This is a genomic window from Lachnoclostridium sp. An169 (assembly GCF_002160525.1).
Lineage (GTDB): Bacteria > Bacillota > Clostridia > Lachnospirales > Lachnospiraceae > Mediterraneibacter > Mediterraneibacter cottocaccae.
The window spans coordinates 19,190-43,403 of the sequence record NZ_NFKT01000010.1 but is presented as its reverse complement, the minus strand read 5'-3'; the positions used below and the strand labels follow the sequence as shown (position 1 = coordinate 43,403).

Genomic DNA, 24,214 nt, shown 5'->3' with positions numbered 1-24,214 from the left:
GATATGAAACAGAAATATGAGGAGGAGTTATATGGAATTAATCACGAAACCCATTCATTATACAAGGGAGGGGAAGCGCACATTTGACCAGTTCTATCTGGATGAAGATTACAATGTGCCCGAGGCTAAGGACGATATCGGCAGGGTGATCCAGGGGGATGCACAGGTGAGGACGGAGGATATCCGTCTTGTGGAGAACTATGTGCGGGTTACGGGGAAGGTATATTTCCGTATCCTCTGTGTGACCGCGTCGGCAGATCCGAAACCGGTGGTCCTGGAGGGGAAAATACCCTTTGAGGAGATGGTGTATGTGGAAAACGGAGAGGGGGACAGCTTCTTCCTTCAGAATGTGCGCACCGAGTTTACGACATCACTTGTACATTCCCGGAAACTGAGCCTGCGGGTGATGGTGGAGATGGAGATCGCCAGGGAGCGGCTGGAAGATGAGGAGACGACGGTGGATGTGGAAAGCGAAGTGCCTGTTTACCGGAAGAAGCAGAAGATCAACCTGCTGAAGCTCTCTGTTTCCAAGAAGGATACATACCGGATCAAGGAGACCTTTACTCTTCCCGGAACAAAGGAGAGCATCGGACAGCTTCTGATCTCGGATGTGGCAGGCAGAAAACTGGATCTGCGCCTTGGGGAGGATGAAATCCTGATCCGTGGCGAACTGCTTGTGTTCTGCATGTATCTGTCGGCGGATGAGAAGACGGACTGGATTGAACAGAGCATCCCCTATGAAGGGCGGATTTCCTGCGAGGGGATCTCGGAAAACATGTACTATTCCGTACATCACACCCTGGAGGATACGCTGGTTGACGTGCGCCTGGATGAGGACGGGGAGATGCGCGTCCTTGGAATCGAAGCGACCCTGGCGCTGAAGATGAATATTTACGAAGAGGAAGAAATGGAGATTTTAAAAGATATATATTCCCTGGAACAGGAATGTGACTTCCATACAAGGGAGGCCGCCTATGAGGAGCTGCTGATGCAGAACCAGTCCAGGTGCAGGGTGGCGGAGCGGCTGGAACTGCCGGAATTAAAGGACGATGTGCTGCAGATCATACACAGCCAGGGAAGCATCCAGATGGAGAGCATCCAGAACACACAGGAGGGAATCCGGGTAGAAGGCATCCTCCATGTAACGTTCCTTTACCTGCGGGCGGATGACATGATGCCCTTTGGCAGCTGGCAGGGAATGGTGCCGTTCTCCTATCTGATTGAATGTGCCGGTATGCAGGAGGATGTGTGCTGCAGCCTGACCTGGTACGTGGAGCAGCTCCAGGTGATGCTGGCGGGAAGCGAGGCAGTGGAGATCAAGGCGGTGCTGGCATTTGACACATTTCTGCGCAGAAAAGTTCCGGTGGATGTGATCACGGAGGTGCAGATGCATCCGCTTGACATGGAGACTCTGAATGAAAGACCGGGAATCGTGGGGCATATTGTTCAGGAAAAAGAGGACCTCTGGAGTCTGGCAAAGAAATATATGACCACCATGGAAGGAATCATGGAGGTGAACGGCCTGGAGGGCGAGGAAATAAAACCGGGGGATAAGCTGTTGATTTTTAAGGAGAATATGAGTATACTATAAGAATAATGTATACAAGATACAAAGAAAAGAATCGGAGGACACAGGATGAATCAGATGGAACTGAGAGCACTGGCAAAGATCAATCTGGGACTGGATGTGCTCGGAAGGAGAGAGAACGGATATCATGATGTCCGCATGATCATGCAGTCCATTTACCTGTATGATACGGTGCGGATCGAGAAGAGAAAGAAGCCGGGGATTGAGATCAGGAGCAATCTCGGATATCTTCCCGTGGGGGAGGGGAATATTGCGTGGAAGGCGGCCCGGCTTCTCATGGATGAATTCGGCATTGACGCGGGAATCCGCATTACACTCGACAAACATATCCCGGTGGCTGCCGGTCTGGCAGGGGGAAGTTCCGATGCGGCGGCCGTCCTGTTCGGAATGAACCGGATGTTCGGCCTGCAGCTTGACCAGGAAGAGCTGAAGAAGAGAGGCGTAAAGCTGGGAGCGGATGTGCCCTACTGCATTATGCGCGGAACTGTGCTTGCCGAGGGAATCGGGGAGAAACTGCATGTCCTTCCCGCCATGCCAAAATGTACTGTGCTGATCGCCAAACCTCCGGTCAGTGTATCTACAAAGGTGGTATACGAGGCGCTGGACGCAAAGGAGATCGTCAGCCATCCGGATATTGACGGGATCATTGAAGGGCTGGAACAGGGGAATCTCGGGAAGATTGCTTCTTCTATGGGGAATGTACTCGAGGAAGTGACTGTTCCCATGCATCCGGTGATTGCCCGGATCAAGGAAGAGATGACCGGATGCGGGGCGCTGGGAGCCATGATGAGCGGAAGCGGCCCCACAGTGTTCGGACTGTTTGAACACTGGAAAGAAGCGAAAGAAGCACAGAAGAAGATCAGAGAAAAAGCACTGGCAAAGCAGGTGTATGTGACCAGCATACACAGCGTAAGGAGGAATCAGAATGGGAACAGACTTTGAAGTAACGATGGACGAATATCTCCCTCTGAGGGATGTCGTGTTCAACACATTGCGCAGGGCGATTTTAAGGGGAGAGTTAAAGCCGGGAGAGAGACTCATGGAGATTCAGCTTGCCAATAAGCTCGGGGTAAGCCGCACGCCCATCCGCGAGGCAATCCGCAAGCTTGAACTGGAGGGGCTTGTGCTCATGATCCCCCGTAAAGGCGCGGAAGTGGCGGAGATCACCGAGAAAAATCTGCGGGATGTCCTGGAAGTGCGCTGCGCCCTGGAGGAGCTGGCAGTGCAGCTTGCATGCGAGCGGATTGACGAGGAGGGGGTGAAGGAACTGCGGGATGCGGGACTTCACTTTAAGGAAGTGCTGGACAGCGACGACATTACCCAGATCGCCCAGGCAGACGAGGCGTTTCACGATGTCATTTTCACGGCTACCGGCAACAGCCGGCTGATTCAGCTCCTGAATAATCTGCGGGAGCAGATGTACCGATACCGCATCGAATACCTGAAGAAAAAAGAATGTTATCCTATACTGATTGCAGAACACAAGGAGATCCTGGACGCTATTGCAGGGCGCGACAAGGAGCGCGCAACCAGGGTGACAAGCCAGCATATCAACAATCAGGTGGATACGGTGGTGGATACGATCCGGCACAAAGATGAATAAACCTGCCGTTCCCGGCCATACTTCATATATGAAACAGAATCATGAAGTATGGAGGGATACATATGAATGGCATATATGACAGGAACAACGGGACATTTATCCGGAGGCATGCGGAGAAGCTGATCTTTCTGATGGCAGTGCTGTTCGCATCGCTGGTGACGGGACTGGCAGTCTGGCAGACGGATGTGAAGGCGCAGAGTGAGCTGCAGCAGCATCTTGCCGGGGAGGTCCTGCGTTTTCATGTTCTGGCAAACAGCGACAGCAGCGAGGACCAGGCGCTGAAACTGGAGGTTCGGGATGCGGTGCTCGATTATCTGGAGAGGGAGATGCCGGAGGGGGCAGATGTGGCGGAGACTACGGACTGGATCCGGCGGCATACTGCAAAGATTGAGCAGACAGCCGGGAATACAGTGAGGGAAGCCGGGTACGACTATCCGGTCAGTGCGGCGGTGACAACCTGCTTTTTCCCGGATAAGACATACGGGGACGTGACATTTCCGGCGGGCAACTATGAGGCGCTCCGTGTGGAAATCGGGGCGGCACAGGGACAGAACTGGTGGTGTGTCCTCTATCCGAATCTGTGTTTCCTGGACACGGTGAATGCCGTTGTGCCGGATGAGGGGAAGCAGAAACTCAAAAACGTTTTGACAGAAGAAGAATATTCCCAGGTGACCGCTGTGTCGGACTTTGAGATACGCTGGTTTTTCTGGAAATAGAATACAGCAGCTGAGGCTGCGGGAAAGAAAAGGGGCAGATCATGACGGAATTTCTTGTAAGACATTTTATAAAAGACTATCAGGATGTGGAAAAAGTGTCCGTGAGGACGGCTTACGGTGTCCTGGCAAGTATTGTGGGAATCTGCTGTAATATTTTTCTGTTTGCAGCAAAGTTTATCATCGGGCTTGTCATACACAGTGTATCCGTCACTGCGGATGCGTTCAATAATCTTTCGGATGCAGGTTCGTCCATTATCAGTTTTGTAGGGGTGAAGATGGCGGAGAAACCTGCGGATAAAGACCATCCTTTCGGGCATGGGCGAATCGAATATATCGCCGCTCTGGTTGTATCGTTTCTTGTACTGGAAGTAGGATTTACATTCCTGAAGGATTCCATCGGACGGATCCGGGAGCCGGAAGACCTGAATTTTCAGGCGGTCTCGGTGGTGATCCTTCTGCTTTCCATTGCCGTGAAGCTCTGGATGGGAATGTTTAACCGGAAACTCGGGGAGAAGATTGACTCCAAAGTGATGATGGCGGTATTTACCGATTCCATGGGAGATGTGATCACGACGGGAGCCACGATACTGTCGATCCTGTTCTTTGCTGTTACGGGGATTAATATCGACGGCATTGTAGGCGTCGGTGTGGCCCTTGTTGTCATGTGGGCAGGTGTCGGAATCGCGAAAGATACACTGGAGCCGCTGATCGGAGAGGCTATCGATCCGGAGGTCTACGAGAAGATCAAGACATTTGTGGAAAGCTATGACGGGATCGAGGGAACCCATGATCTGATTGTACATAATTACGGACCCGGGCGGAGCATGGCGTCCATCCATGCGGAAGTCCCCAATGACGTGGATATCGAACAGTCCCATGAGATCATAGACCGGATCGAGCGGGATGCGGGGAAGAAGCTCGGGATCTTCCTGGTGATCCATATGGATCCGGTGGAGATGAAGGATGAGAGAGTCCTGAATATCCGCAGGAAGACGGAGGAGATTCTTAAGGAGATGGACCCGGCGTGCAGCATTCATGATTTCCGTGTGGTGCGCGGGGAGGAACAGTCCAATCTGATCTTTGATATGGTGATTCCGATTGAATATGACGAAGAGAAGAGAAAGGAACTTCCCCTGAAACTGAAGGAACGTCTGAAAGAACTGGATCCGCGGTATGAATGCGTGATTACGGTGGATTACGACTATGTGGCAAAACAGGAGGACTGAGGCACAGATGGAGCGAGTACAGATGGAAAAAGCAGAGATGCAGAAGGGACGGACAGAGACGGAAGAAGGACAGCGTGCGCCGGAAAACGGATATGAATTTCCCGGCAGGGTTCGCTACAGCGAGATCGATCATCACGGGACCATGACCCTGCCGGCGCTGATCAACTATTTCCAGGACTGCAGTACGTTTCACTCGGAGGCGGTGGGACTGGGAATGGAGAGGCTGAAACAGGACAAAAAGGCGTGGGTGCTGACTTACTGGCAGGTGATTGTCAGCCGGTATCCGAAGTTGGGGGAAACGATAACAACAGGGACTTTTGCCACGGAATTCAAAGGGCTCTACGGCAAGAGAAACTTTTATATGAAGGACGGAAATGGAGAAATGGTGGCATGCGCCAATTCTCTCTGGGCGTTTATGGATCTTAAGAAGGGGCGTCCGGTCCGTCCGGAAGCGGAGCACATCGATCCCTACGGCGTCCATGAGCCGCTGGACATGCCTTACGAGGGCAGGAAGATTGCCATGCCGGATTCTTGTGAGGACTACGAACCTTTCCCGGTGAGAAGATACCATATCGACACCAATGAGCATGTGAACAACTGTCAGTACGTACAGATGGCGCTAGAGTTCCTCCCTGCGGAGACAACGGTGCATCAGCTCCGCGTGGACTACAAGAAGTCTGCCGTGCTTGGGGATATCATATATCCCAGGATGTCGGCGGAGACGGAACGGACGGTCGTGGAGCTCTGCGATGAAGGCGGAAAGCCCTATGCGGTGATCGAGATCCGATGACCCGGGTGGCTTTTGAAGGATGTAATTACTTTTGAACAAGATTTTCACGGTATTGTTTTGGAGTCATGTGGAAATGTTGTTGAAAAATTTTATAAAAATGTGCCCGGTTTGTAAAGCGAAGTTCTTCTGCAATCCGGGCTATACTCATTTCAGTGTTGCGAAGCATTGATTCGGCAGCGGTCATCGTAAAATCCATGCTGTATTCAAACAAGCTTTTCCCGGTCGATTTTTTTACAATTCTTCCAATATAAGAGCCGTCATAGTTCAGTATCTGAGCCAGTTCGCTATTGGTGATCCTGCCATTCCTTTCTGATAAAAGCTGGTCAATGCGGGCGAGAAGAAAGGAATTGCTTCTGGTATTGGCGGTGATATATTCTATATTATAATACCGGGTATTGGACAAAATGAAAATTAATTTACAAAACAGGACCTGAAGCTGGTAAGTTGCTCCATAGAAGGGGTTCAGTATAGTGGTTATCATTTGTTCAAATATGTCATGTACGATGCGTTTTTGTTCTGTTTCTGTGATTTTGGGTACAAAATCCAGAAAGTCTTTTGTATTTTTATGTTCCGATTCTAAATTATCTTTCAGAAAGTTGAGAATAATATTATCAACAAACATGAGTTCTTCCGGAAAAAGCAGTGAATATCCGTAATTGGTCAACCGTGATATGAAATCTGTGGATACTGTGAAGAAAATACAGACATAATCTGAGGAATATTCTTCGGTATGAAGTGTATTGCGATTTAAGAGACAGCAGCTTCCTGTTGAATAAAAATAGCGCTTTTTTTCTACGATCTGGTACATACTCCCTTTTAGAATATACATGAATTCAAAATAGTTATGTTGATGCATACCGCTTTTCCTTTGCTCTTTCATTTCGGTATTGATAGAATAATTAAACTGAGCCCCGGGCAGCAAAGTTGACATTATTACAGGATTGGCAGTATGAGGCTGGCAGTTCATTATATTGAGCATAAATGGAGCAGTGCTGTTCTGAAAAATAATCTCTGAATCTGGAGAATTATGGAAAGAGAAAAACTGATTAATGTTACTGTTTTTGCTGTGTATTTCAGGATTGAGCTTCATATCTGATGCCTCCTTCTTAGATATTTGATTATCTTTATGGACTATATATTTTCTCTATCATAACATTTCCCAAATTAAAAATAAACATAGATGTCGAAATATGAAACAGAATATGAGGTGAAAGAACGGTCGATGTTATTGTTGGGGAACAGAAACACGTTTTAAAATAAAAAACAGAGGTGATTGTCATACATCAGTATGAGCATATTAATAATAACAGGGAGGTATTTATATGTCTGCAAAACTAACAGATCGTGAGTCGGTGAAACAGATAATTTCCGAAATGACATTAGAAGAGAAAGCGCGTATGGTAATTGGTGGCTCTCCATTTCACACAGAAGCAATGCCAGAATATGGTATTCCGGCAATGTATATGATTGACAGCTGCAATGGACTTAATTCCATGGAATATACGGGAGAAAAAATATACCAGAAACTTGCCGCGGATGCAGATAGTGCCGGGCATCCACTGGACCGAGAAAAGAATGGGTATATGGGAGGACTTCTTCTTGCTCTCGGAACCATGATGAAAATGCAGATAGAGAAAGAGAAGAACGGTGAAGCAGAAGGAATGAAAGAGTACGGCTGCTATCCACCGGGAATTGCATTAGGATCTACCTGGAATCCGGATGTTGTTGAAGCATGTGGACGCGCACTGGCTAAAGAAATGAGCAGTTATGGGATTGATATGATCCTCGGACCAAATGTAAATATTCAGAGAGACCCTTTATGCGGGCGCCTGGGAGAAAACTTTACAGAGGATCCCTATCTGGTGTCCAAACTTGGAGCGGCAATGGTTAAAGGAATTCAGGAGGAAGGAGTGGTTGCATGTGTGAAACATTTTGCGGCCAATAATCAGGAAAAGGACAGAATGGGGGTAGAGGAGCATATCCCTGAACGTGCATTAAGGGAAATATATTTTCCTGGATTTCGCGCCTGTATAGAAGCGGGATGTAAGACGGTCATGTCTGCCTACAACAAAGTTAACGGAAGCCCATGTGCTATGAATGAATGGTTGTTGACAGATGTACTCAGAAATGAATGGAATTTTCAAGGTGTTGTTGTTTCTGACTGGGGTGCGGCTTATGATCAGATTTCTGCTATATTGGCAGGAAATGATTTGACTATGCCGGGACCGCGTGGTATTCAGTGTATTGTTCAGGCTGTGGAGGAAGGCAGACTTCCAATGGAAAAACTGAATAATGCGGTTCGGAATATATTGAATGTGATTGTGGACTCAACAGCGATGAGGAGACAATATCATAGTTTGAATCAAAGCGAATCTTTTGAGGCGATGGAAAATGTATTGCGAGAAAGCATGGTTCTGTTGAAAAACGATGGCACATTACCATTAAGAAAAGATGTGGATATAGTCTTTTATGGGAAAAGGAGCAGGAATATGACAATCTGTCCGGCGGGAAGCAGCAATGTAGAAACGGATCTGGCTACTTCTCCCTATGAACGGGCCATAGAAATGTTGGGAGTGGAACATGTTTCATTTGAGAAAGCGACAGAACAGACAAAAATCTGGATTGTTGTGGTTGGTGCTGATGGCAGAGAAGGGGCAGACCGGGAACATATGAATATGGACGAAGATGACAGAAAAGCTCTGGAAAAAGCAATCTTTGAGGCTGAACAGGCAGATGGCAAAGTTATTTTGGTAGTTAATGCAACCGGACCTATTAACCTGGGAGAATATGTTGATAGAGTAAACGCTATCCTTTGCCCGTTCCTGACGGGAATTCGAGGAGGAAAAATAGTGATGGATGCGATTATGGGACTGTTTAATCCATCTGGAAAACTGGCGCTGACATGGCCGAAACATGAGTATGATACTCCTGCTTTTAAGAATTTCGGAGGTGAAAATAAGGAGGTATGGTACGGAGAAGGAATATATGTGGGTTATCGTTGGTACGATGCACGGCATATTGAACCTTTTTATCCATTCGGTTATGGACTGAGCTATACAACCTTTAATGTTACAGATGTAAAGGTGCCGGAAAATGTTAATGTGGAAGAAAATGCTATTTCTGTGCAGATTGCCATCAAAAATACAGGGACTATGTCAGGAAGTGAGGTGGTTCAGGTTTATGTTCATGAGGAGGAATGTGTATTTGACCGCCCGGAGAAGGAATTAAAAGGCTTTTGTAAGGTCTTTTTGGAGCCGGGAGAGGAAAGAACTATTACCGTCCAAATTACGAAAGAAGATCTTGCAGGATATTATATGGAATGGGGCGAGTGGATCACACAGCCCGGTGAATATGAAATTATGATTGGAACTTCATCAAAGAATATTGTCGAATGCAGGAAAGTCAATGTGTTGTGCAGAAATCCTTTTGGATTTTCTGGAAGAACGTCTATTGGAGAACTGGTTAAAGATTCAAGAGCAGTGGAAATCATGAATCATATAATGGAGGATGATATTCGTATTCTTGCACATGTCGCACTGGACTTTGCTCCTGATAAATCTTTTGAGGAATTGTGGAATGGTACGGAAATTCAAGGGGTTTTGAAAAAGAAAGGATGGAGCGAAAAAGTTGTGAAAGAAAAATACGGACAGATTATGGAAGAATTTGAAAAATGTTAAATAAATAATAGGAGGAATGAAGATGTCAAAAAAAGAAAGACATTATGGGGTAACAAGCGGTGGGGAAAAGCTTGCATATGCATTGGGGGATCTGGGATCTAATTTTGTATGGACTTTCTGCTCTTCGTGGCTGACACTGTATTATACGGATAGCGTTCTGATGGCGGCCGGAGTAATAGGAACTATTATGTTGGTACTTCGTGTGGCTGATGGAATCAGTGATATTATTTTTGGAGTCTTGATAGAAAAAACGCATACAAAAATAGGAAAAGCAAGACCGTGGTTTGGGGGAAGTATTATACCATTAGTAGTTATTCAGCTGTTGGTATATAATGTTCCGTCGGGATTGTCGAACGGAGGAAAATTAACTTGGATTGTGATCACCTATTTTCTGCTTACAGTGGTGATTTATACAATTAATAATTTATCATACCACGCTATGTTGTCACGCTTTAGTCTGAATCCTGCAGATCGTAACAAGGTAAGCTCGGTTCGCGGAATTTTTGCATTTTTGGCAGGCTTGATTTTATCCGTCTTAACTCCATTGATATTAAACGGAAATGGCGGTTCAAAAGTGCAGCATGCATGGACGATAACATCACTGATATTCAGTCTTGCCTGCCTGTTTTTGCAGTCTATAACATTTTTTGTAGTAAAAGAAAAAATTTCCTGTTATGATGAGACTGAAAAAAGTGATGTGCCAAAAGCTGATTTGAAAAAAGGAATAGATGTTCTGCTTCATACAAAATACTTTTATATTTCTATTGTTGTATTTATATGTACATATATTTTAAATGGATTGGTATTAGCTACACATGTCTATTATACACGTGACGTTTTGGGAAATGCGGATCTGTATAGTCTTGTTGCTGTGGTGAGTGTATTTGCTACAATTATAGGTATTTCTCTCGCACCAAAGCTTTTTGCAAAATTTGGAAAAAGAAAGACTTTAATATTCAGTGCAGTTATTTACATTGTGGGATGCATTGTCGGTATTATTGGGGCAACACAGCTTAAAATGGTTCTGGTTGCTACTGTGATCACAGGAATAGGACTGGCACCGTATGTGGCGGGAATTTTTACATTTGCACCGGATATTGTGGATTTGCTTGAAATGCAGACGAACCAGCGGTATGAAGGTCTGGTGACTTCTGCGAATAGCGTAGGTATAAAGGTGGGAACCGGACTTGCCTCAGCGGCACTGGGGTGGGGGCTTGCACTCGGAGGATATGACGGTGTGCTGGATGTACAGCCGGCTACAGTTCAAACCGCTGAAATTGTACTGGTTTACGGTTTGCCGATAGTTATGTGTATTTTGTGTATTATTGCCATGTCCCGTTGGGATATAGATAAAAAGTTAAAGCGATGATTAAAAAGGATTCCTGCGAAGTAGACAAACTATGAAAGAGTCTGCACTTCACAGGGATCCTTTTTATGAAAACTGTTTCCTGTATTTTATCGGTGTGCTCCCATATTGTTTTTTGAAATCACGAATGAAGTGCGTTACATCGGAATAGTCGATGGAATCACAGATTTCATTGAGTTTCAAGTCGGTGGTCTGCAGCAGTTTTTCCGCCTGTTTTATTCTGAAGTCCCGGATAATCTTGGAGAAAGTGGAGTGAGTTTCCTCCTGAAAGAAACTGCACAGATAAGGCTCGCTGTAGCCGAAGTGCCGGGCAATCCTGCGGAGAGTTATGTTTTGATAGTTTTCAAATATATAATTCATGATGTCCAACATCCAGAGTTCCGATTTTGTACCGGCGTACAGAAATTTCACGGTGTCACGAGAGTTCTATTTCTGCTGCAACAAGCAGGAGACCAACCGTTTCGGTTCCAACAGCATTGTTTCCGAACGTGCGTTGAGGGAGATCTATCTGAAGGAATTTGGGATTTATGTTAAGGAATCCGCACCCGGATCCGTTATGACTTCCTACAATCTGCTCAACGGAATTCATACCGCGAACAGGAAAGACATTCTCGATGATGTGTTGCGCGGTGAATGGGGATTCCAGGGATTTGTCATGACCGACTGGGGGACGACCGGGGATGCATTCAATATGGGAAGACATGGCGCAAGCAGCTCGGACATGAGTATACGGGTGGGAAACGACATAATAATGCCGGGAAACAAAAAGGATGTGGAGCAGATTCTGGACGGACTTGCTACAGGTTGGATTGACCGGAGTGATCTGGAACTCTGTGCGGGGAGAGTTCTGGCCATGTCAAAAAGCCTCTCAAGAGTGATTCAGAATGAATAGTGAGATAAATATGAGAGAAAAAGGAATGAATAAACATCCGGACTGGTAGATGAGCAGAACTGAAAAATACTGGTATTACGCAGGGAATACTGCACGCCTGTTCTGTTCTTCTCTGGTTGCCGGATATACGACGATGTTTCTGATGTTTCAGGGGGGACACGATATCTCTCTCCACCTGGAAAGTTTTTCGCAGAGTGGCAGGAAGCGATTTGCTGAAAGAAACAGGGGGCTGACGTGCTAATGTGCTACGTCAGCCCCTGCAAGTACGTCCTCAAGTACATCTTCGACAGAGTCTGTGACGTAAGTGGTGTGGTAGGAGATCCCCGGAGCCGCATTCGCCATGGCGTAGCTGGTGCCCACAAGTTCCAGCATCTCCACGTCGTTGTACTGATCCCCGAAGGCCATGCATTCCTCGGGCTTTACGTGGAAGAGATCAAGCAGGTGTTTCAGCGCGGCACCTTTGTTCGTGCCCGGGGCGATGAAATCGATCCAGATGTTCCCGGATGTCACGACTTTGAGCTCGGAGCCGAAGAGATCCTGCAGGTGTTTCAGGTATTTGTCGATGATGTGGGGACCGTCTGTCATGTTGCAGATGGCGATTTTCAGGAACGGGCCTTCTGCTTCGAGAAGGTCATCGACGATAATCGTTTTGTTTTTTACCACATTTAGAATGTGGTTGGTGAATGCGGGGTTTTTGTCCTCAATCAGACAGGCGTCCTCCCGGGATACGAGAAGCTCGAAATTCGCTTCTTTCTTGATCTCCCGGATGATCCGTCTTGCCAGTCCGTCCTCGATGACTGTGCGGGAGATGACTTGTCCGTTGTGGATGCAGATGGAGCCATTCTCCGCGATGTAGGAAATCTCGTCCCGGATGGGCGCGAAAAGCCGGCGCTCATTGCTGTACTGCCTGCCGCTCGCCGCGACAAAGTGAATCCCTTTCTGCGTAAGTTCATGTATGAGCTGAACCGCGCGGGAACCGAGCTCCTGCGCGCCTCCCTGGAGAAGTGTGCCGTCCAGGTCGCTTGCAATCAGTTTGATCATATAGAAATCCTCCCCGAAAAATACAGTTCTCTTTTTTCGTTCTCTTTTCTTCGTTTTCGTTTCTTCTGTGCAGGGAATCCCCGCGAGACAAGTATATCCCAAAATAGCCGGAGCGTAAAGCGGGACTTGTAACAAAAAAGAAATACTTGTAACTCTTTTGTAATGGTAATATAATAAAAAATGTGTTGGGAACGGATATGAACGTCCGCTTTTTCACATAAATTAAAATTAAGAATACAAGAGGAAGACGACTATGGGAAAATATTTTGGAACAGACGGCTTCCGCGGAGAGGCAAATGTCGTTCTGACAGTTGAGCATGCCTTCAAAGTGGGACGCTATCTCGGATGGTACTTCGGACAGGACCATAAGGCGAGAGTCGTGATCGGAAAAGACACAAGAAGAAGCAGCTACATGTTTGAGTACGCTCTGGCAGCGGGACTGACAGCATCAGGAGCAGACGCCTATCTTCTCCATGTGACAACGACTCCCAGTGTTTCGTATGTGGTCAGGACAGAGGATTTTGACTGCGGAATCATGATCTCCGCGAGCCACAATCCGTTCTATGACAATGGAATCAAGGTGATCAACAGCGCCGGACACAAGATGGAGGCAGAGGTTGAGGATAAGATTGAAGCGTATATCGACGGGGAGACGGAAGAACTGCCTCTTGCTACAAAGGAGAACATCGGACGGACCATCGACTATGCGGCGGGAAGAAACCGCTATATCGGTCATCTGATCTCCCTGGCAACTCGTTCCTTCAAGGATATGCGGATCGGTCTTGACTGTGCAAACGGAAGCGCATTCTCCATTGCAAAGAGTGTGTTTGATGCCCTCGGAGCAAAGACTTACGTCATCAACAACGAGCCGGACGGCACGAACATCAATACCAACTGCGGCTCCACCCACATCAATGTGCTCCAGGAGTTTGTAAAAGAGAAAAAACTGGATGTAGGATTTGCCTATGACGGAGATGCAGACAGATGTATCGCTGTGGATGAGAACGGCAACGTGGTGGACGGCGACCGCATCATGTACATCTGCGGGAAATACCTGATGGAGCAGGGCAGGTTAAAGGATAATACCATTGTCACCACGATCATGTCCAACCTGGGACTCTACAAGGCATGCGACAAGGCAGGCATGCGTTATGAGCAGACTGCAGTAGGCGACAAGTATGTTTACGAAAATATGATGAAAAACGGCTATGTTCTGGGCGGCGAGCAGTCCGGACATATCATTTTCAGCAAACATGCGAGAACCGGCGACGGTATTCTGACCTCCCTGATGATCATGGAAGTGATCCTGGAGAAGAAGCAGTCACTGGGCAAGCTTGCAGATGAAGTGAAGATCTACCCGCAGCTTCTGAAAAATGTGCGCGTGAAGGATAAGAAGACGGCAAAAGAGAATCCGGCGGTTCAGGAGGCGGTGAAAAAGGCTGCTGAAGAGCTGGGAACAGAAGGCCGCATCCTCGTGAGAGAGAGCGGTACGGAGCCGGTGATCCGCGTGATGGTGGAAGCGGCTTCCGATGAGATCTGCGAGAAATATGTGGACAGCGTGGTCCGCGTGATCGAGGCGGAAGGGCTGACCGTGTAGAAAGAGTTATAAAAAAGATTCCCTCCATAAACAGAGCAGAAAAGCTCTTTGTGAAGGGAATCTTTTTTTATGAAAGTGCCGGGCATGCGGCTTTACCGGTTCATGACAGGTTACCGGCTCATGGCAAGTTGCCGGCTCATGACAGGTTACCGGCTCATGACAAGTGTCTGGTAGCCGGCTCTTTTCAGGCGGCGCTCCATCTCCGCCGCTTCATCGAGGGTGGGGAAGCTGCCGACGGTGATCCGGTAGAGACCGTTCTCCTGAGTCACAGCCGCCGGGAAATCCTGTTCCTGGAGTTCATCGAGCAGGCGGTTGGCATAGACCTGATTGCGGAAGAGGCCGGTCTGTACCGTGTAAGATACAGAGGAGGCAGGGGTGTCTTTCGGAAGATTACCGCTCATCCCCAGGGTATCCAGGATCCCTTCGGCGATGGCAAGCGCGATGTCATCGAAATTATTGTCAAAAATCATGTTGTCTGTGTCGGAGTTTATAAATCCGACTTCCACGAGAACAGCAGGCATCTGAGTACGCCGGAGCACTACCAGCCCGGGGCGGGCCTTGACGCCAAGATTGACGAAACCAACGGCTTCCAGCTGTTCGTTTATGTTCTCCGCCATCTCCACTTTGATTCCCGACAGATCGTAAACCAGCGATTCCACGCCGGAAACGGTATTATCCGTCGGATAAGAGTTGCGGTGGATGGAGATGAAGAAATCTACTCCCGCCTCGTTTGCTTCCATTGCTTTCTGATAGGGGGATTCATAGACATCGGTGGTGCGGGTGTACTCCACGTCAATCCCGCGGTTCTGGAGAATTTCTCCTACGGCAAGAGTCAGCGCAAGCGCATCGTCCTTTTCCTGCCTGCCATTGTAGACAGCACCGGGATTCCGGCCGCCGTGGCCGGCGTCCAGCATGATAGAATAGGGCATAATGAGGATTTTCCTTTACAGTTTATTCTATAATAAAGTATGCGCCGACAAAAAAATGGTGACCGCAGAAATGCGGTCACCATTTTACTGCAATGGTATTCGGCAGCGGTATTTATCTGTCCTGTATACGGCACAGTCATTACCGGCGTGCCGTCATCTTACGCCTCCGCGGAGGAAACGACTTTGTCACTTTCAGCTTCGGCAGAGGAACCGGCTTTCTTTTTCTTTCTGCTGTCTTTGTCTTCCTCTTCCTCATTTGCCGTCTGTTCGGGAAGATAGACATGAACGGTTTCCACCCGGTTCTTTTCAATTCTGTCCACGACAAGACGGATTCCGTCGTCGGTACAGACTTCATCGCCCGCCTCAGGTAGCCGGTCCAGGTGCTCGATGATGAATCCGCCCAGAGAGTCGTAATCTTCCGAGTCAAGATTCGTGTTGAGCCGGTCGTTTACATCGTCAAGGCTCATGGAGCCGTCAACAGCATATTCCCGTTCGCCGATCTTCTGTACCAGTTCATCCTCCTGCTCGTCGTATTCATCGTGGATCTCGCCTACGATCTCCTCAAGAATATCCTCCAGAGTGATCAGTCCGGCCATCTCGCCGTATTCATCGAGAACAATGGCGATGTTGAAGGTGGATTCCCGCATTTCCACAAGAAGATCGGAGATGCTCTTGTATTCGTATGTGAAATGAGGCTCGCGCAGGAAATTTCTCAGATCAAAGGGATCATTGCGGTCGTAAAGAAGGAGGTCCTTCATGTTGATAATGCCGACAATGTTGTCCTGGCTGTCCTCATATACGGGGAGACGGGTGAATTTGTCCTCCCGGAAAATCTCAATCAGTTCGTCGTAAGTATTGTCTATATTTGCAAATGTGACATGTACCCGGGGCACCATGATGTCTTTGGCATTTGCATCGTTGAAGTCGAATACATTGTAGATCAGCTCTTTCTCCCCGGATTCGATCACACCGTCCTCATGGCTGACGTCCACGATGGTCCGCAGTTCATCCTCGGTCATGCTCTTGTTCGTCGCGTTGGGGTCAACGCGCAGAAGGAACATGATTCCTCTTGAAAACAGGTTGATAATGAAGATAACCGGGGTCATGACTGTCATGAATACATAGATGATGCGGATATATCTTAACGCGATCTTCTCGGCATTGATTGTAGCGTAATTCTTGGGTGTGATTTCTCCGAATACAAGGATTGCCACGGTGAGTACGGCAGTTGCAAGGCTGACCATGTACCCGCCAAACGCATAGGCAAGCGTGGCAGAGAGAGAAGATGCGGAGATATTGACAATGTTATTGCCGATCAGTATCGCGCTGAGCATCTTGGAAGTATGGTTTTCCGTAACGTCCAGAACCAGTGCGGCACGTTTGTCTCCGGAATCGGCAAGAGAACGGAGACGGATCTTGTTTACCGTCATAAGCGCTGTCTCGGAAGATGAAAAAAACGCCGAGAGCATCAGAAGAATAATAAGAATAATAAATTGAAAACTGTCACCAGAGTCCACTGTTTTAATTCCACTCCTTTTTTACAATGAATACAGGTTTTACAAATACATTTCCCAGCGGCACTTCTGCATGACGCCGGAAATGTGTAGATACGCAGAACATTATACACGTTTTTGCAAGGTTTTGCAAGTTGCTTTACTTTAAAGCAAGGTTGTTGTATTATGAATAAAAAAATGAAACGGAGTTTATAAATGGAATTATATAGAGAAAAGCTGCTCAGTGAACTTTCAGAGATTGTGGGAAAAGACGGTGTGCTTGCCGACGAACCCATGTCACGGCATACGACGTTCCGGATCGGCGGACCGGCGGATTACTTTGTCATGCCGTCCCGAAACGAAGAGATTCTCGAGATTATCCGGCTGTGCCGCAGGGAGTCGGTGCCTTATTACATTATTGGAAACGGAAGCAACCTTCTGGTGGGAGACCGCGGTGTCCGCGGAGTGGTGATCCAGATTTTCCGCCGGATGAGCGGAGCGCATGCAGAGGGAGAGCGCCTTTACGTTCAGGCGGGGACGCTGCTCTCCAAGGCGGCCGCAGCGGCGTACGAGGCATCTCTGACGGGGCTGGAGTTCGCCTCCGGCATCCCCGGGACCATGGGGGGAGCCCTGCGGATGAATGCAGGGGCGTACGGCGGAGAGATGAAGATGGTCACGGAGAGCGCCGACGTGCTTACCCCGGAGGGGGAGATTGTCACGCTTCCGGTGGCTGAACTGGGAATGGCATACAGGACCAGTGTGATCGCAAAAAATGATTATGTGGCGCTGGGAGCGGTCCTTCATCTGCAGAAAGGCAGCAGGGAGGAAATTAAGGAGAAGATGGATGATCTGCGCCGCAGAAGGACAGAGAAGCAGCCCCTTGAGTACGGAAGCGCGGGAAGTACATTCAAGCGTCCGGAAGGGTATTTTGCAGGGAAGCTGATCGATGATGCCGGGCTCCGCGGATTCCGGATCGGGGACGCCCAGGTGTCGGAGAAACACTGCGGATTTGTGATCAACCGGGGCAATGCCACGGCTGCGGAAGTGGTGGAGCTGATGAATCAGGTGGCGGACCGGGTGGAAGAAAAGTTCGGCGTGCGCCTGGAGCCGGAAGTGAAACGGATCGGAGAATTTTAGGGCATGCAGCCGGAACAGAAGAGATTCAGAGTAGGAGAGAAGTTGGGTATGCGTTTGGTTATCGTTACGGGAATGTCGGGCGCCGGAAAGTCAACGGCGCTCAAGATGCTTGAGGATATGGGATATTTTTGCGTGGACAATCTGCCGATTCCGCTTTTGCCGCGGTTTGTGGAGCTGTTTGACACGCCGGATACGGAGATTAAAAAGACGGCTCTTGGGATTGATGTGCGCGGCGGACAGGATTTCGCCGGACTGAAAGAGAATCTTGAGGAGATGGACCAGGCGGGCATCCAGTATGAGATCCTGTTTCTGGACGCCAACGACGAAGTGCTTGTAAAGCGATACAAAGAGACGAGGAGACAGCACCCCTTAAGCGGCTCCGGCAGAGTGGATACCGGTATCGCAAAAGAGCGGGAGAAGATTGCATTCCTCAAAATGAAGGCGACGTATATACTGGATACGAGTAAAATGCTTACCCGGGAGCTGCGCCTGGAACTGGAGAAGATTTTCGTGGAGGGACAGAGTTTCTGCAACCTGTTCATTACCGTGATGTCTTTCGGCTTTAAATACGGGATCCCTCAGGATGCAGACCTGGTCTTTGACGTCCGGTTCCTGCCCAACCCATACTATATAGAAGGACTGAGGGAGAAGACGGGAAATGATCCGGAAGTCCAGGACTATGTCATGGATAACGATAAGGGGCGGATCTTTCTGGAAAAACTGAAAGATATGGTAGGTTTCCTGATACCGAACTATATTCTGGAAGGAAAGAACCAGCTTGTGATCGCCATCGGATGCACCGGGGGAAAACACCGGTCGGTGACGCTTGCCAATGCGCTCTATCAGATTCTGGAAAAAGAGGAAAGTTACGGAGTGCGCATTGAACACCGGGATATCGGGAAAGATGCTATTACAAAGAGAAGGTGATGGAGCATGTCGTTTTCCGGAAAAGTAAAAGAAGAACTGGCGGGGCATATCAGCCCGGCAAGGCACTGTGGAATAGCGGAACTCGCTGCATTTATCGGTCTGTGCGGTACGGTGGTGATCAACCGGTTTGACAGATACAGTATCAAAATTCATACGGAAAATCTCCTTGTTGCAAGAAAAGTCTTTACATTGATCGAAAAAACATTTAATATAAAGACTGATATCTCTGTCAGGAGAAATGTAGCAAAGGAAAGCGTATCATATGCAGTTGTCGTCAGAAAACATGAAGATGCACTGCGTATTCTTCAGGCGGAAAAGATGATTGGTGAGCATCCGCGGGCGCTGGATGAGATCTGTCCGGTCAGTCCCCTTGTAATACAGCAGATTTGCTGCAGGAGGGCGTTTATAAGGGGGGCGTTTCTGGCCGCCGGGTCCATGAGCGATCCGAAGAAATCTTATCATTTTGAGATTGTATGCGCGGTGGAGGAGATGGCGGAGAAGATCCGGGATGTTATATGCAGCTTCGGGATGGACGCCAAAATCGTATCCCGCAAGAAGTCCTTTGTCGTATATCTCAAGGAAGGCTCTCAGATAGTAGATATCCTCAATATTATGGAGGCTCACGTCTCTCTGATGGAACTGGAAAATGTCAGAATTTTAAAGGAGATGAGAAACTCTGTAAACAGAAAGGTAAATTGCGAGACTGCCAACATTAACAAGACGGTGTCCGCAGCCGTAAAACAGGTCGAAGATATTACATATCTCAGAGACCATATAGGCTTTGATAATCTGCCGGAGAATCTGGTTGAGACTGCTCTTGCCCGACTCTCGAATCCAGATGCGACCTTAAAAGAACTCGGGGAGTCCTTGAGCCCCCCGGTTGGCAAATCCGGTATTAACCACAGACTGCGGAAGCTGAGCGAGATGGCGGAAAGGGTAAGAGAACAAGGAGGAATATTATGATAAAAACATCTGTTGTAGTTAGGACGGACAATGATTTCGACGGTCGGCCTATTGCGCTGCTGGTTCAGGAAGCAAGTCAATATGCCAGCAAGGTGTATATTCAGGTTGGTGAGAAAAACATCAACGCAAAAAGTATTATGGGAATGATGAGCCTCAGCCTTTCGGGCGGCGATCAGATTACGGTTGTAACAGACGGAGAGGATGAGAAGAAAGCGGCAGAGGGAATCAAGACCTTTTTTGCCCAGAGAAAATAGGAGTACTGTCCGGCGGATGGAATCTGCCGGGATTGAGATAAAGTGATAGCAGAAGAGGGGTTGTGCAGATATTGTGCAGCCCCTTTGAGTATCCTTGGGGCGGGGATATTGCGGAAAGGAGCGGATCAGAAATGAAGAAGATGCTGTTTATATATAATCCGAATTCCGGTATGGGGCTCATTAAGCCGAAGCTTTCTGATGTGATCGACATCTTTGTGAAGGGCGGTTATGAGGTGACGGTTTATCCGACCCAGAGATATCACGACGCCATGCACAAGGCGAGAACGTACACGGAACATTACGATATCGTCGTCTGCAGCGGAGGCGACGGCACCCTGGATGAGGTTGTGACCGGGATGCTTCAGAGAAAGGACCGGGCGCCGATCGGATATGTTCCGGCAGGAACAACCAATGATTTCGCCAGCAGCCTGCATATTTCCAAGGATCTGTTGGAAGCGGCGGACACGGTGGTAAACGGCTCGCCCTTTGCCTGTGATGTGGGCAAGTTCAACAATGACTATTTCGCTTATATTGCGGCATTCGGACTTTTTACGGATGTTTCCTATGAGACGAAGCAGAGCATGAAGAATATCCTGGGGCACCTGGCGTATCTGCTTGAGGGAACGAAACGTCTTTTCAATATTCCGTCTTATCAGATCAGGGTAACCCACGACGATGAAGTGATCGAGGATGAGTTCATGTACGGGATGGTTACGAACTCCCGATCGGTCGGAGGGTTTAAGGGAATTATCGGAAAAAATGTTATCTTCGATGACGGTGAGTTCGAGGTGACTCTGATCAAGACGCCGAAGAACCCCATGGAACTCAACGAGCTTCTGGGGGCGATCGTAATGCGCCAGATTAACCCGGAGAGAATGTATTCCTTTAAGACGAAGAAGATTCGCTTTGAGTCCGTGGAAGAGATCCCCTGGACACTGGACGGGGAATTCGGCGGCGTTCATGATGAAGTGGTGGTGCGGAACTTAAAGCAGGCCCTTCAGATTATGGTTAAAGATGAAAAAGTCCGGGAGCTCTCAGGCGAGGAAGAGGACCAGGAAGAGGAATAAACGGCAGGCGGAAAAAATATTAAAAAATTTTTCAAAAAAAGCTTGCAATCTTAAAAATCATATGGTATAGTAATATTCGCTGTGAGGCACTGCTGAACAGCGAATATGAATAAGGCTCCGTGGTCAAGCGGTCAAGACGCTAGCCTCTCACGCTGGAATCAGGGGTTCGATTCCCCTCGGAGTCACTGCTTTGGGATTCTCCGCAGAATGATCTGCGGAGATTTTTTTAGCTGAAAGTCTGTATTTTCGGAGGATTCGGAAACCCAAAATGGGATATGTTAGAATAAGGGTACACAAATTAGATTGAGTGATACATAAGTAACTCAGAACAGATTGCTCGGAGATTGTCTGAAAAAATCAGGAAATGGCATATTTATTACAGGTTTGTATTGAATGTTAGGAGGATTAGATGTTACAGGAAAGTAATCGGGTAGAGTTGAAAGCAGATCTAAACGATAAGCTTGAAAAAGAAATAGTAGCTTTTTTGAATAATCATGAAGGAGGAGTTCTTTATATAGGTGTAGACGATGATGGCAATCCAATGTAACTTCCAGATATAGATTCGTTACAGCTAAAAATTGCGGACAGAATTAAGAATAATATTTTGCCTTCAACGTTAGGTCTCTTTGATATCGTTACGGATGTTGTAGATGGGATATCTGTAACAAAAATTATTATTTCCAGCGGTCTTGAAAAGCCATATTATATTAAAAATAAAGGCATGTCCCCAAATGGATGTTTTATGAGGATTGGAACCTCCACGCAGCCTATGTCAACTGCATTGATAGATGAACTGTATTCGAAAAGGATACACACTACATTACGTAATATTCCGGCTCCGAGACAGGATTTAACTTTCGCGCAGCTGAAAATTTATTATCAGGAACGGGGACTCGAATTAAATAATAGATTTGCTCAGAGTCTTGAGTTGCTTACACCCGATGGGCAGTATAATTATATTGCATATTTGCTGGCAGATGAAAACGGTGTGTCCATTAAAGTTGCTAAGTACGCCGGGACAGATAAAGTTGATTTGATCGAAAATGAGGAATATGGATATTGTTCTTTAATTAAAGCGACAAATCAGGTCTTAGAGAAAATGAAAATTGAAAACGTTACGAAAGCAAAGGTAACGAGTACCAAGAGAATAGAAAAGAATCTAGTCGAACCTGTCCCGCTGAGGGAGGCACTGATTAACGCTATCGTCCATAACGACTTTTCCAGAGAAATACCACCTGTTTTTGAGATTTTTAGTGATCGAATGGAATTTACATCATATGGCGGGCTTATATCAGGTCAGAGTAAAGAAGATTTCTTTAGCTGCAGCAGCATGCCGAGAAATCGGGAGCTGATGAGAGTGTTCAAGGATGTTGGACTGGTAGAGCAGCTTGGGTCAGGAATGAGTCGTATTTTAAAATATTATGATAAGAATATTTTTACGATATCAGATCATTTCATAAAAGTTGTTTTTCCGTTTTCTGATAAAAATATCATTGATGGCATAGAAAAAAATGAAAGCAAGGGGAAAAATGGCACAATAAATGGCACAATAAATGGCACAATAAATGGCACAATAAATAGTCTGGACGAAGAGGGAAAAAATATTATTGCTAAAATGGTTGAGATGCCCCATATTACGATAAAAGCAATGAGCGAATGCACTGGATATAGTGTCCGAAAGATTAACCGGATTATAAAAGAACTGAAAGAGATGGGAATAGTTGAGAGAAGGGGAGCTAATAAAACGGGATACTGGGTAATTCGGAAATAGCGGCGCGCTTGGGGGCGGCGCTGTTTGCAGCGGGCGATGAAAAATAAGATTGTCTTTTCACAGCCGATAGGCTATAATAAAAAAGGGTTTATAAACACTCAAAAGATCCCGACTGCTGTCTGGTTTGGGGACGGCGGGGAGCAGAATTGGAGGAAAAGAATTATGTTAGTATCAGCAACGGAAATGCTTCAGAAAGCAAAAGCAGGCCACTATGCAGTAGGACAGTTCAACATCAACAACCTGGAGTGGACGAAGGCAATCCTTACAACAGCACAGGAGTGCAATTCCCCGGTTATCCTTGGCGTATCCGAGGGTGCAGGAAAATACATGACAGGATATAAGACAGTTGTCGGCATGGTAAAAGGAATGATGGAAGAACTGGGCATCACAGTACCGGTTGCACTTCACCTGGACCACGGCAGCTATGAAGGATGTCTGAAATGTGTAGAGGCAGGTTTCTCATCCATTATGTTTGACGGATCTCATTATCCGATCGAGGAGAATGTTGAGAAGACAAAAGAGCTTGTCAAGATCGCACATGACAACAATATGTCTATCGAGGCTGAGGTTGGTTCCATCGGCGGCGAGGAAGACGGTGTTATCGGAAGAGGCGAGTGCGCAGATCCGCAGGAGTGTAAGATGATCGCTGACCTGGGAATCGATTTCCTGGCTGCAGGTATCGGAAACATTCACGGAAAATATCCGGCAAACTGGGAAGGATTAAGCTTTGAGACTCTGGATGCAATCCAGCAGCTGACGGGAGATATGCCGCTTGTGCTTCACGGCGGTACAGGTATTCCGGACGACATGATCAAAAAAGCGATCAGTCTCGGCGTTGCAAAGATCAACGTAAATACAGAGTGCCAGCTCTCCTTTGCTGATGCGACAAGAAAATATATCGAGGCAGGAAAAGACCTCGAGGGCAAGGGCTATGACCCGCGTAAACTTCTGAAACCGGGTACAGATGCAATCATGGCTACAGTAAAAGAAAAGATGGAGCTGTTCGGTTCTGTAGGAAAAGCCTGAAAAATTTTCAGCATAATCTAAATAAATTTTTGCAAAAAATGACTTGCCTTTTTCGGATGAATGAGGTATACTGTCACACGTAGACAAGAACAAGGGCGTTCCAACATAGCTTGGAGTGCCCTTTTTTCGTAGGAAACCTATATGGTTTCCT

At 47.4% G+C, this 24,214-nt stretch carries 23 protein-coding genes and 1 tRNA gene; 19 read left to right on the top strand and 5 right to left on the bottom strand.

Annotated features, from left to right (window positions below):
• The first annotated feature begins 31 nt into the window (after positions 1-31).
• The 6 genes from B5F07_RS08990 (at position 32) to B5F07_RS08965 (ending at position 5,923) form a co-directional block, all read left to right on the top strand.
• On the top strand, positions 32-1,591 hold the full coding sequence (locus B5F07_RS08990) for a DUF3794 and LysM peptidoglycan-binding domain-containing protein (RefSeq protein ID WP_087160947.1): 1,560 nt from the start codon (positions 32-34) through the stop codon (positions 1,589-1,591).
• Positions 1,592-1,636: 45 nt separating this feature from the next.
• Positions 1,637-2,530: a 4-(cytidine 5'-diphospho)-2-C-methyl-D-erythritol kinase gene (gene ispE, locus B5F07_RS08985; RefSeq protein ID WP_087160946.1), complete on the top strand. Its 894-nt coding sequence runs from the start codon at positions 1,637-1,639 to the stop codon at positions 2,528-2,530.
• Positions 2,514-3,191, top strand: a complete 678-nt coding sequence (locus tag B5F07_RS08980; protein WP_087160945.1) for a GntR family transcriptional regulator — start codon at positions 2,514-2,516, stop codon at positions 3,189-3,191. The genes ispE and B5F07_RS08980 overlap by 17 nt, the downstream gene beginning before the upstream one ends.
• A gap of 62 nt (positions 3,192-3,253) precedes the next feature.
• Positions 3,254-3,907: a stage II sporulation protein R gene (gene spoIIR, locus B5F07_RS08975; protein ID WP_204248833.1), complete on the top strand. Its 654-nt coding sequence runs from the start codon at positions 3,254-3,256 to the stop codon at positions 3,905-3,907.
• Between the two features lie 41 nt (positions 3,908-3,948).
• Entirely contained in the window at positions 3,949-5,133 is a 1,185-nt protein-coding gene (locus B5F07_RS08970; protein WP_087160943.1) for a cation diffusion facilitator family transporter, read from the top strand.
• 37 nt (positions 5,134-5,170) lie between these two features.
• Positions 5,171-5,923, top strand: coding sequence for an acyl-[acyl-carrier-protein] thioesterase (locus B5F07_RS08965; RefSeq protein WP_087161000.1), 753 nt, complete (start codon positions 5,171-5,173; stop codon positions 5,921-5,923).
• Positions 5,924-5,948: 25 nt separating this feature from the next.
• Here the strand turns inward: B5F07_RS08965 and B5F07_RS08960 are convergent, their stop codons facing one another.
• Complete coding sequence (locus tag B5F07_RS08960) at positions 5,949-7,013, bottom strand: helix-turn-helix domain-containing protein (protein ID WP_087160942.1); 1,065 nt, start codon at positions 7,011-7,013, stop codon at positions 5,949-5,951.
• Positions 7,014-7,245: 232 nt separating this feature from the next.
• On the opposite strand from B5F07_RS08960, the gene B5F07_RS08955 reads away from it, so the two are divergent.
• Both B5F07_RS08955 and B5F07_RS08950 read left to right on the top strand, forming a co-directional pair.
• Positions 7,246-9,600, top strand: coding sequence for a beta-glucosidase (locus B5F07_RS08955; protein WP_087160941.1), 2,355 nt, complete (start codon positions 7,246-7,248; stop codon positions 9,598-9,600).
• A gap of 22 nt (positions 9,601-9,622) precedes the next feature.
• Positions 9,623-10,969 carry an MFS transporter gene (locus tag B5F07_RS08950; RefSeq protein WP_162613089.1) on the top strand — a complete coding sequence of 449 codons (1,347 nt, stop codon included), beginning with the start codon at positions 9,623-9,625 and terminating at the stop codon, positions 10,967-10,969.
• A gap of 63 nt (positions 10,970-11,032) precedes the next feature.
• Here the strand turns inward: B5F07_RS08950 and B5F07_RS08945 are convergent, their stop codons facing one another.
• Complete coding sequence (locus B5F07_RS08945) at positions 11,033-11,326, bottom strand: helix-turn-helix transcriptional regulator (protein WP_162613088.1); 294 nt, start codon at positions 11,324-11,326, stop codon at positions 11,033-11,035.
• Positions 11,327-11,378: 52 nt separating this feature from the next.
• Between B5F07_RS08945 and B5F07_RS08940 the strand changes: the two genes are divergently transcribed.
• A complete protein-coding gene (locus tag B5F07_RS08940; RefSeq protein WP_162613087.1) occupies positions 11,379-11,858 on the top strand; it encodes a glycoside hydrolase family 3 N-terminal domain-containing protein in 480 nt (159 codons plus the stop codon).
• A gap of 237 nt (positions 11,859-12,095) precedes the next feature.
• Here B5F07_RS08940 and B5F07_RS08930 read toward each other — a convergent pair whose 3' ends face one another.
• Positions 12,096-12,899, bottom strand: coding sequence for a Cof-type HAD-IIB family hydrolase (locus B5F07_RS08930; protein WP_087160936.1), 804 nt, complete (start codon positions 12,897-12,899; stop codon positions 12,096-12,098).
• Between the two features lie 253 nt (positions 12,900-13,152).
• Between B5F07_RS08930 and glmM the strand changes: the two genes are divergently transcribed.
• Positions 13,153-14,496, top strand: a complete 1,344-nt coding sequence (gene glmM / locus B5F07_RS08925) for a phosphoglucosamine mutase (RefSeq protein WP_087160935.1) — start codon at positions 13,153-13,155, stop codon at positions 14,494-14,496.
• A 146-nt stretch (positions 14,497-14,642) separates the two neighbouring features.
• Here glmM and B5F07_RS08920 read toward each other — a convergent pair whose 3' ends face one another.
• Together B5F07_RS08920 and B5F07_RS08915 are read right to left on the bottom strand one after the other, a co-directional pair.
• Positions 14,643-15,425 carry an N-acetylmuramoyl-L-alanine amidase gene (locus B5F07_RS08920; RefSeq protein ID WP_087160934.1) on the bottom strand — a complete coding sequence of 261 codons (783 nt, stop codon included), beginning with the start codon at positions 15,423-15,425 and terminating at the stop codon, positions 14,643-14,645.
• A gap of 158 nt (positions 15,426-15,583) precedes the next feature.
• A complete protein-coding gene (locus B5F07_RS08915) occupies positions 15,584-16,942 on the bottom strand; it encodes an HlyC/CorC family transporter (RefSeq protein WP_087160933.1) in 1,359 nt (452 codons plus the stop codon).
• A 192-nt stretch (positions 16,943-17,134) separates the two neighbouring features.
• Here B5F07_RS08915 and murB point away from each other — a divergent pair, with 192 nt between their 5' ends.
• The 9 genes from murB to fba all read left to right on the top strand — a co-directional run bounded on the left by murB (position 17,135) and on the right by fba (position 24,063).
• Positions 17,135-18,055 carry a UDP-N-acetylmuramate dehydrogenase gene (gene murB, locus B5F07_RS08910; RefSeq protein ID WP_087160932.1) on the top strand — a complete coding sequence of 307 codons (921 nt, stop codon included), beginning with the start codon at positions 17,135-17,137 and terminating at the stop codon, positions 18,053-18,055.
• 48 nt (positions 18,056-18,103) lie between these two features.
• Positions 18,104-18,982 carry an RNase adapter RapZ gene (gene rapZ / locus B5F07_RS08905; protein ID WP_087160999.1) on the top strand — a complete coding sequence of 293 codons (879 nt, stop codon included), beginning with the start codon at positions 18,104-18,106 and terminating at the stop codon, positions 18,980-18,982.
• Between the two features lie 6 nt (positions 18,983-18,988).
• Complete coding sequence (gene whiA, locus B5F07_RS08900) at positions 18,989-19,945, top strand: DNA-binding protein WhiA (RefSeq protein ID WP_087160931.1); 957 nt, start codon at positions 18,989-18,991, stop codon at positions 19,943-19,945.
• Positions 19,942-20,199 carry an HPr family phosphocarrier protein gene (locus tag B5F07_RS08895; RefSeq protein WP_087160930.1) on the top strand — a complete coding sequence of 86 codons (258 nt, stop codon included), beginning with the start codon at positions 19,942-19,944 and terminating at the stop codon, positions 20,197-20,199. Before whiA ends, B5F07_RS08895 begins: the two co-directional genes overlap by 4 nt.
• Before the next feature lie 131 nt (positions 20,200-20,330).
• Complete coding sequence (locus B5F07_RS08890; protein WP_087160929.1) at positions 20,331-21,266, top strand: diacylglycerol/lipid kinase family protein; 936 nt, start codon at positions 20,331-20,333, stop codon at positions 21,264-21,266.
• A gap of 113 nt (positions 21,267-21,379) precedes the next feature.
• Positions 21,380-21,451: transfer RNA gene (locus B5F07_RS08885), tRNA-Glu, on the top strand.
• A gap of 224 nt (positions 21,452-21,675) precedes the next feature.
• On the top strand, positions 21,676-21,813 hold the full coding sequence (locus B5F07_RS23040; protein WP_242972479.1) for an AlbA family DNA-binding domain-containing protein: 138 nt from the start codon (positions 21,676-21,678) through the stop codon (positions 21,811-21,813).
• Between the two features lie 57 nt (positions 21,814-21,870).
• A complete protein-coding gene (locus B5F07_RS08880; RefSeq protein WP_242972478.1) occupies positions 21,871-23,037 on the top strand; it encodes an ATP-binding protein in 1,167 nt (388 codons plus the stop codon).
• Between the two features lie 162 nt (positions 23,038-23,199).
• The gene (gene fba / locus B5F07_RS08875; protein WP_087160928.1) at positions 23,200-24,063 is read left to right on the top strand and encodes a class II fructose-1,6-bisphosphate aldolase; all 864 of its coding nucleotides are present in this window, start codon (positions 23,200-23,202) and stop codon (positions 24,061-24,063) included.
• Positions 24,064-24,214: the final 151 nt, after the last annotated feature.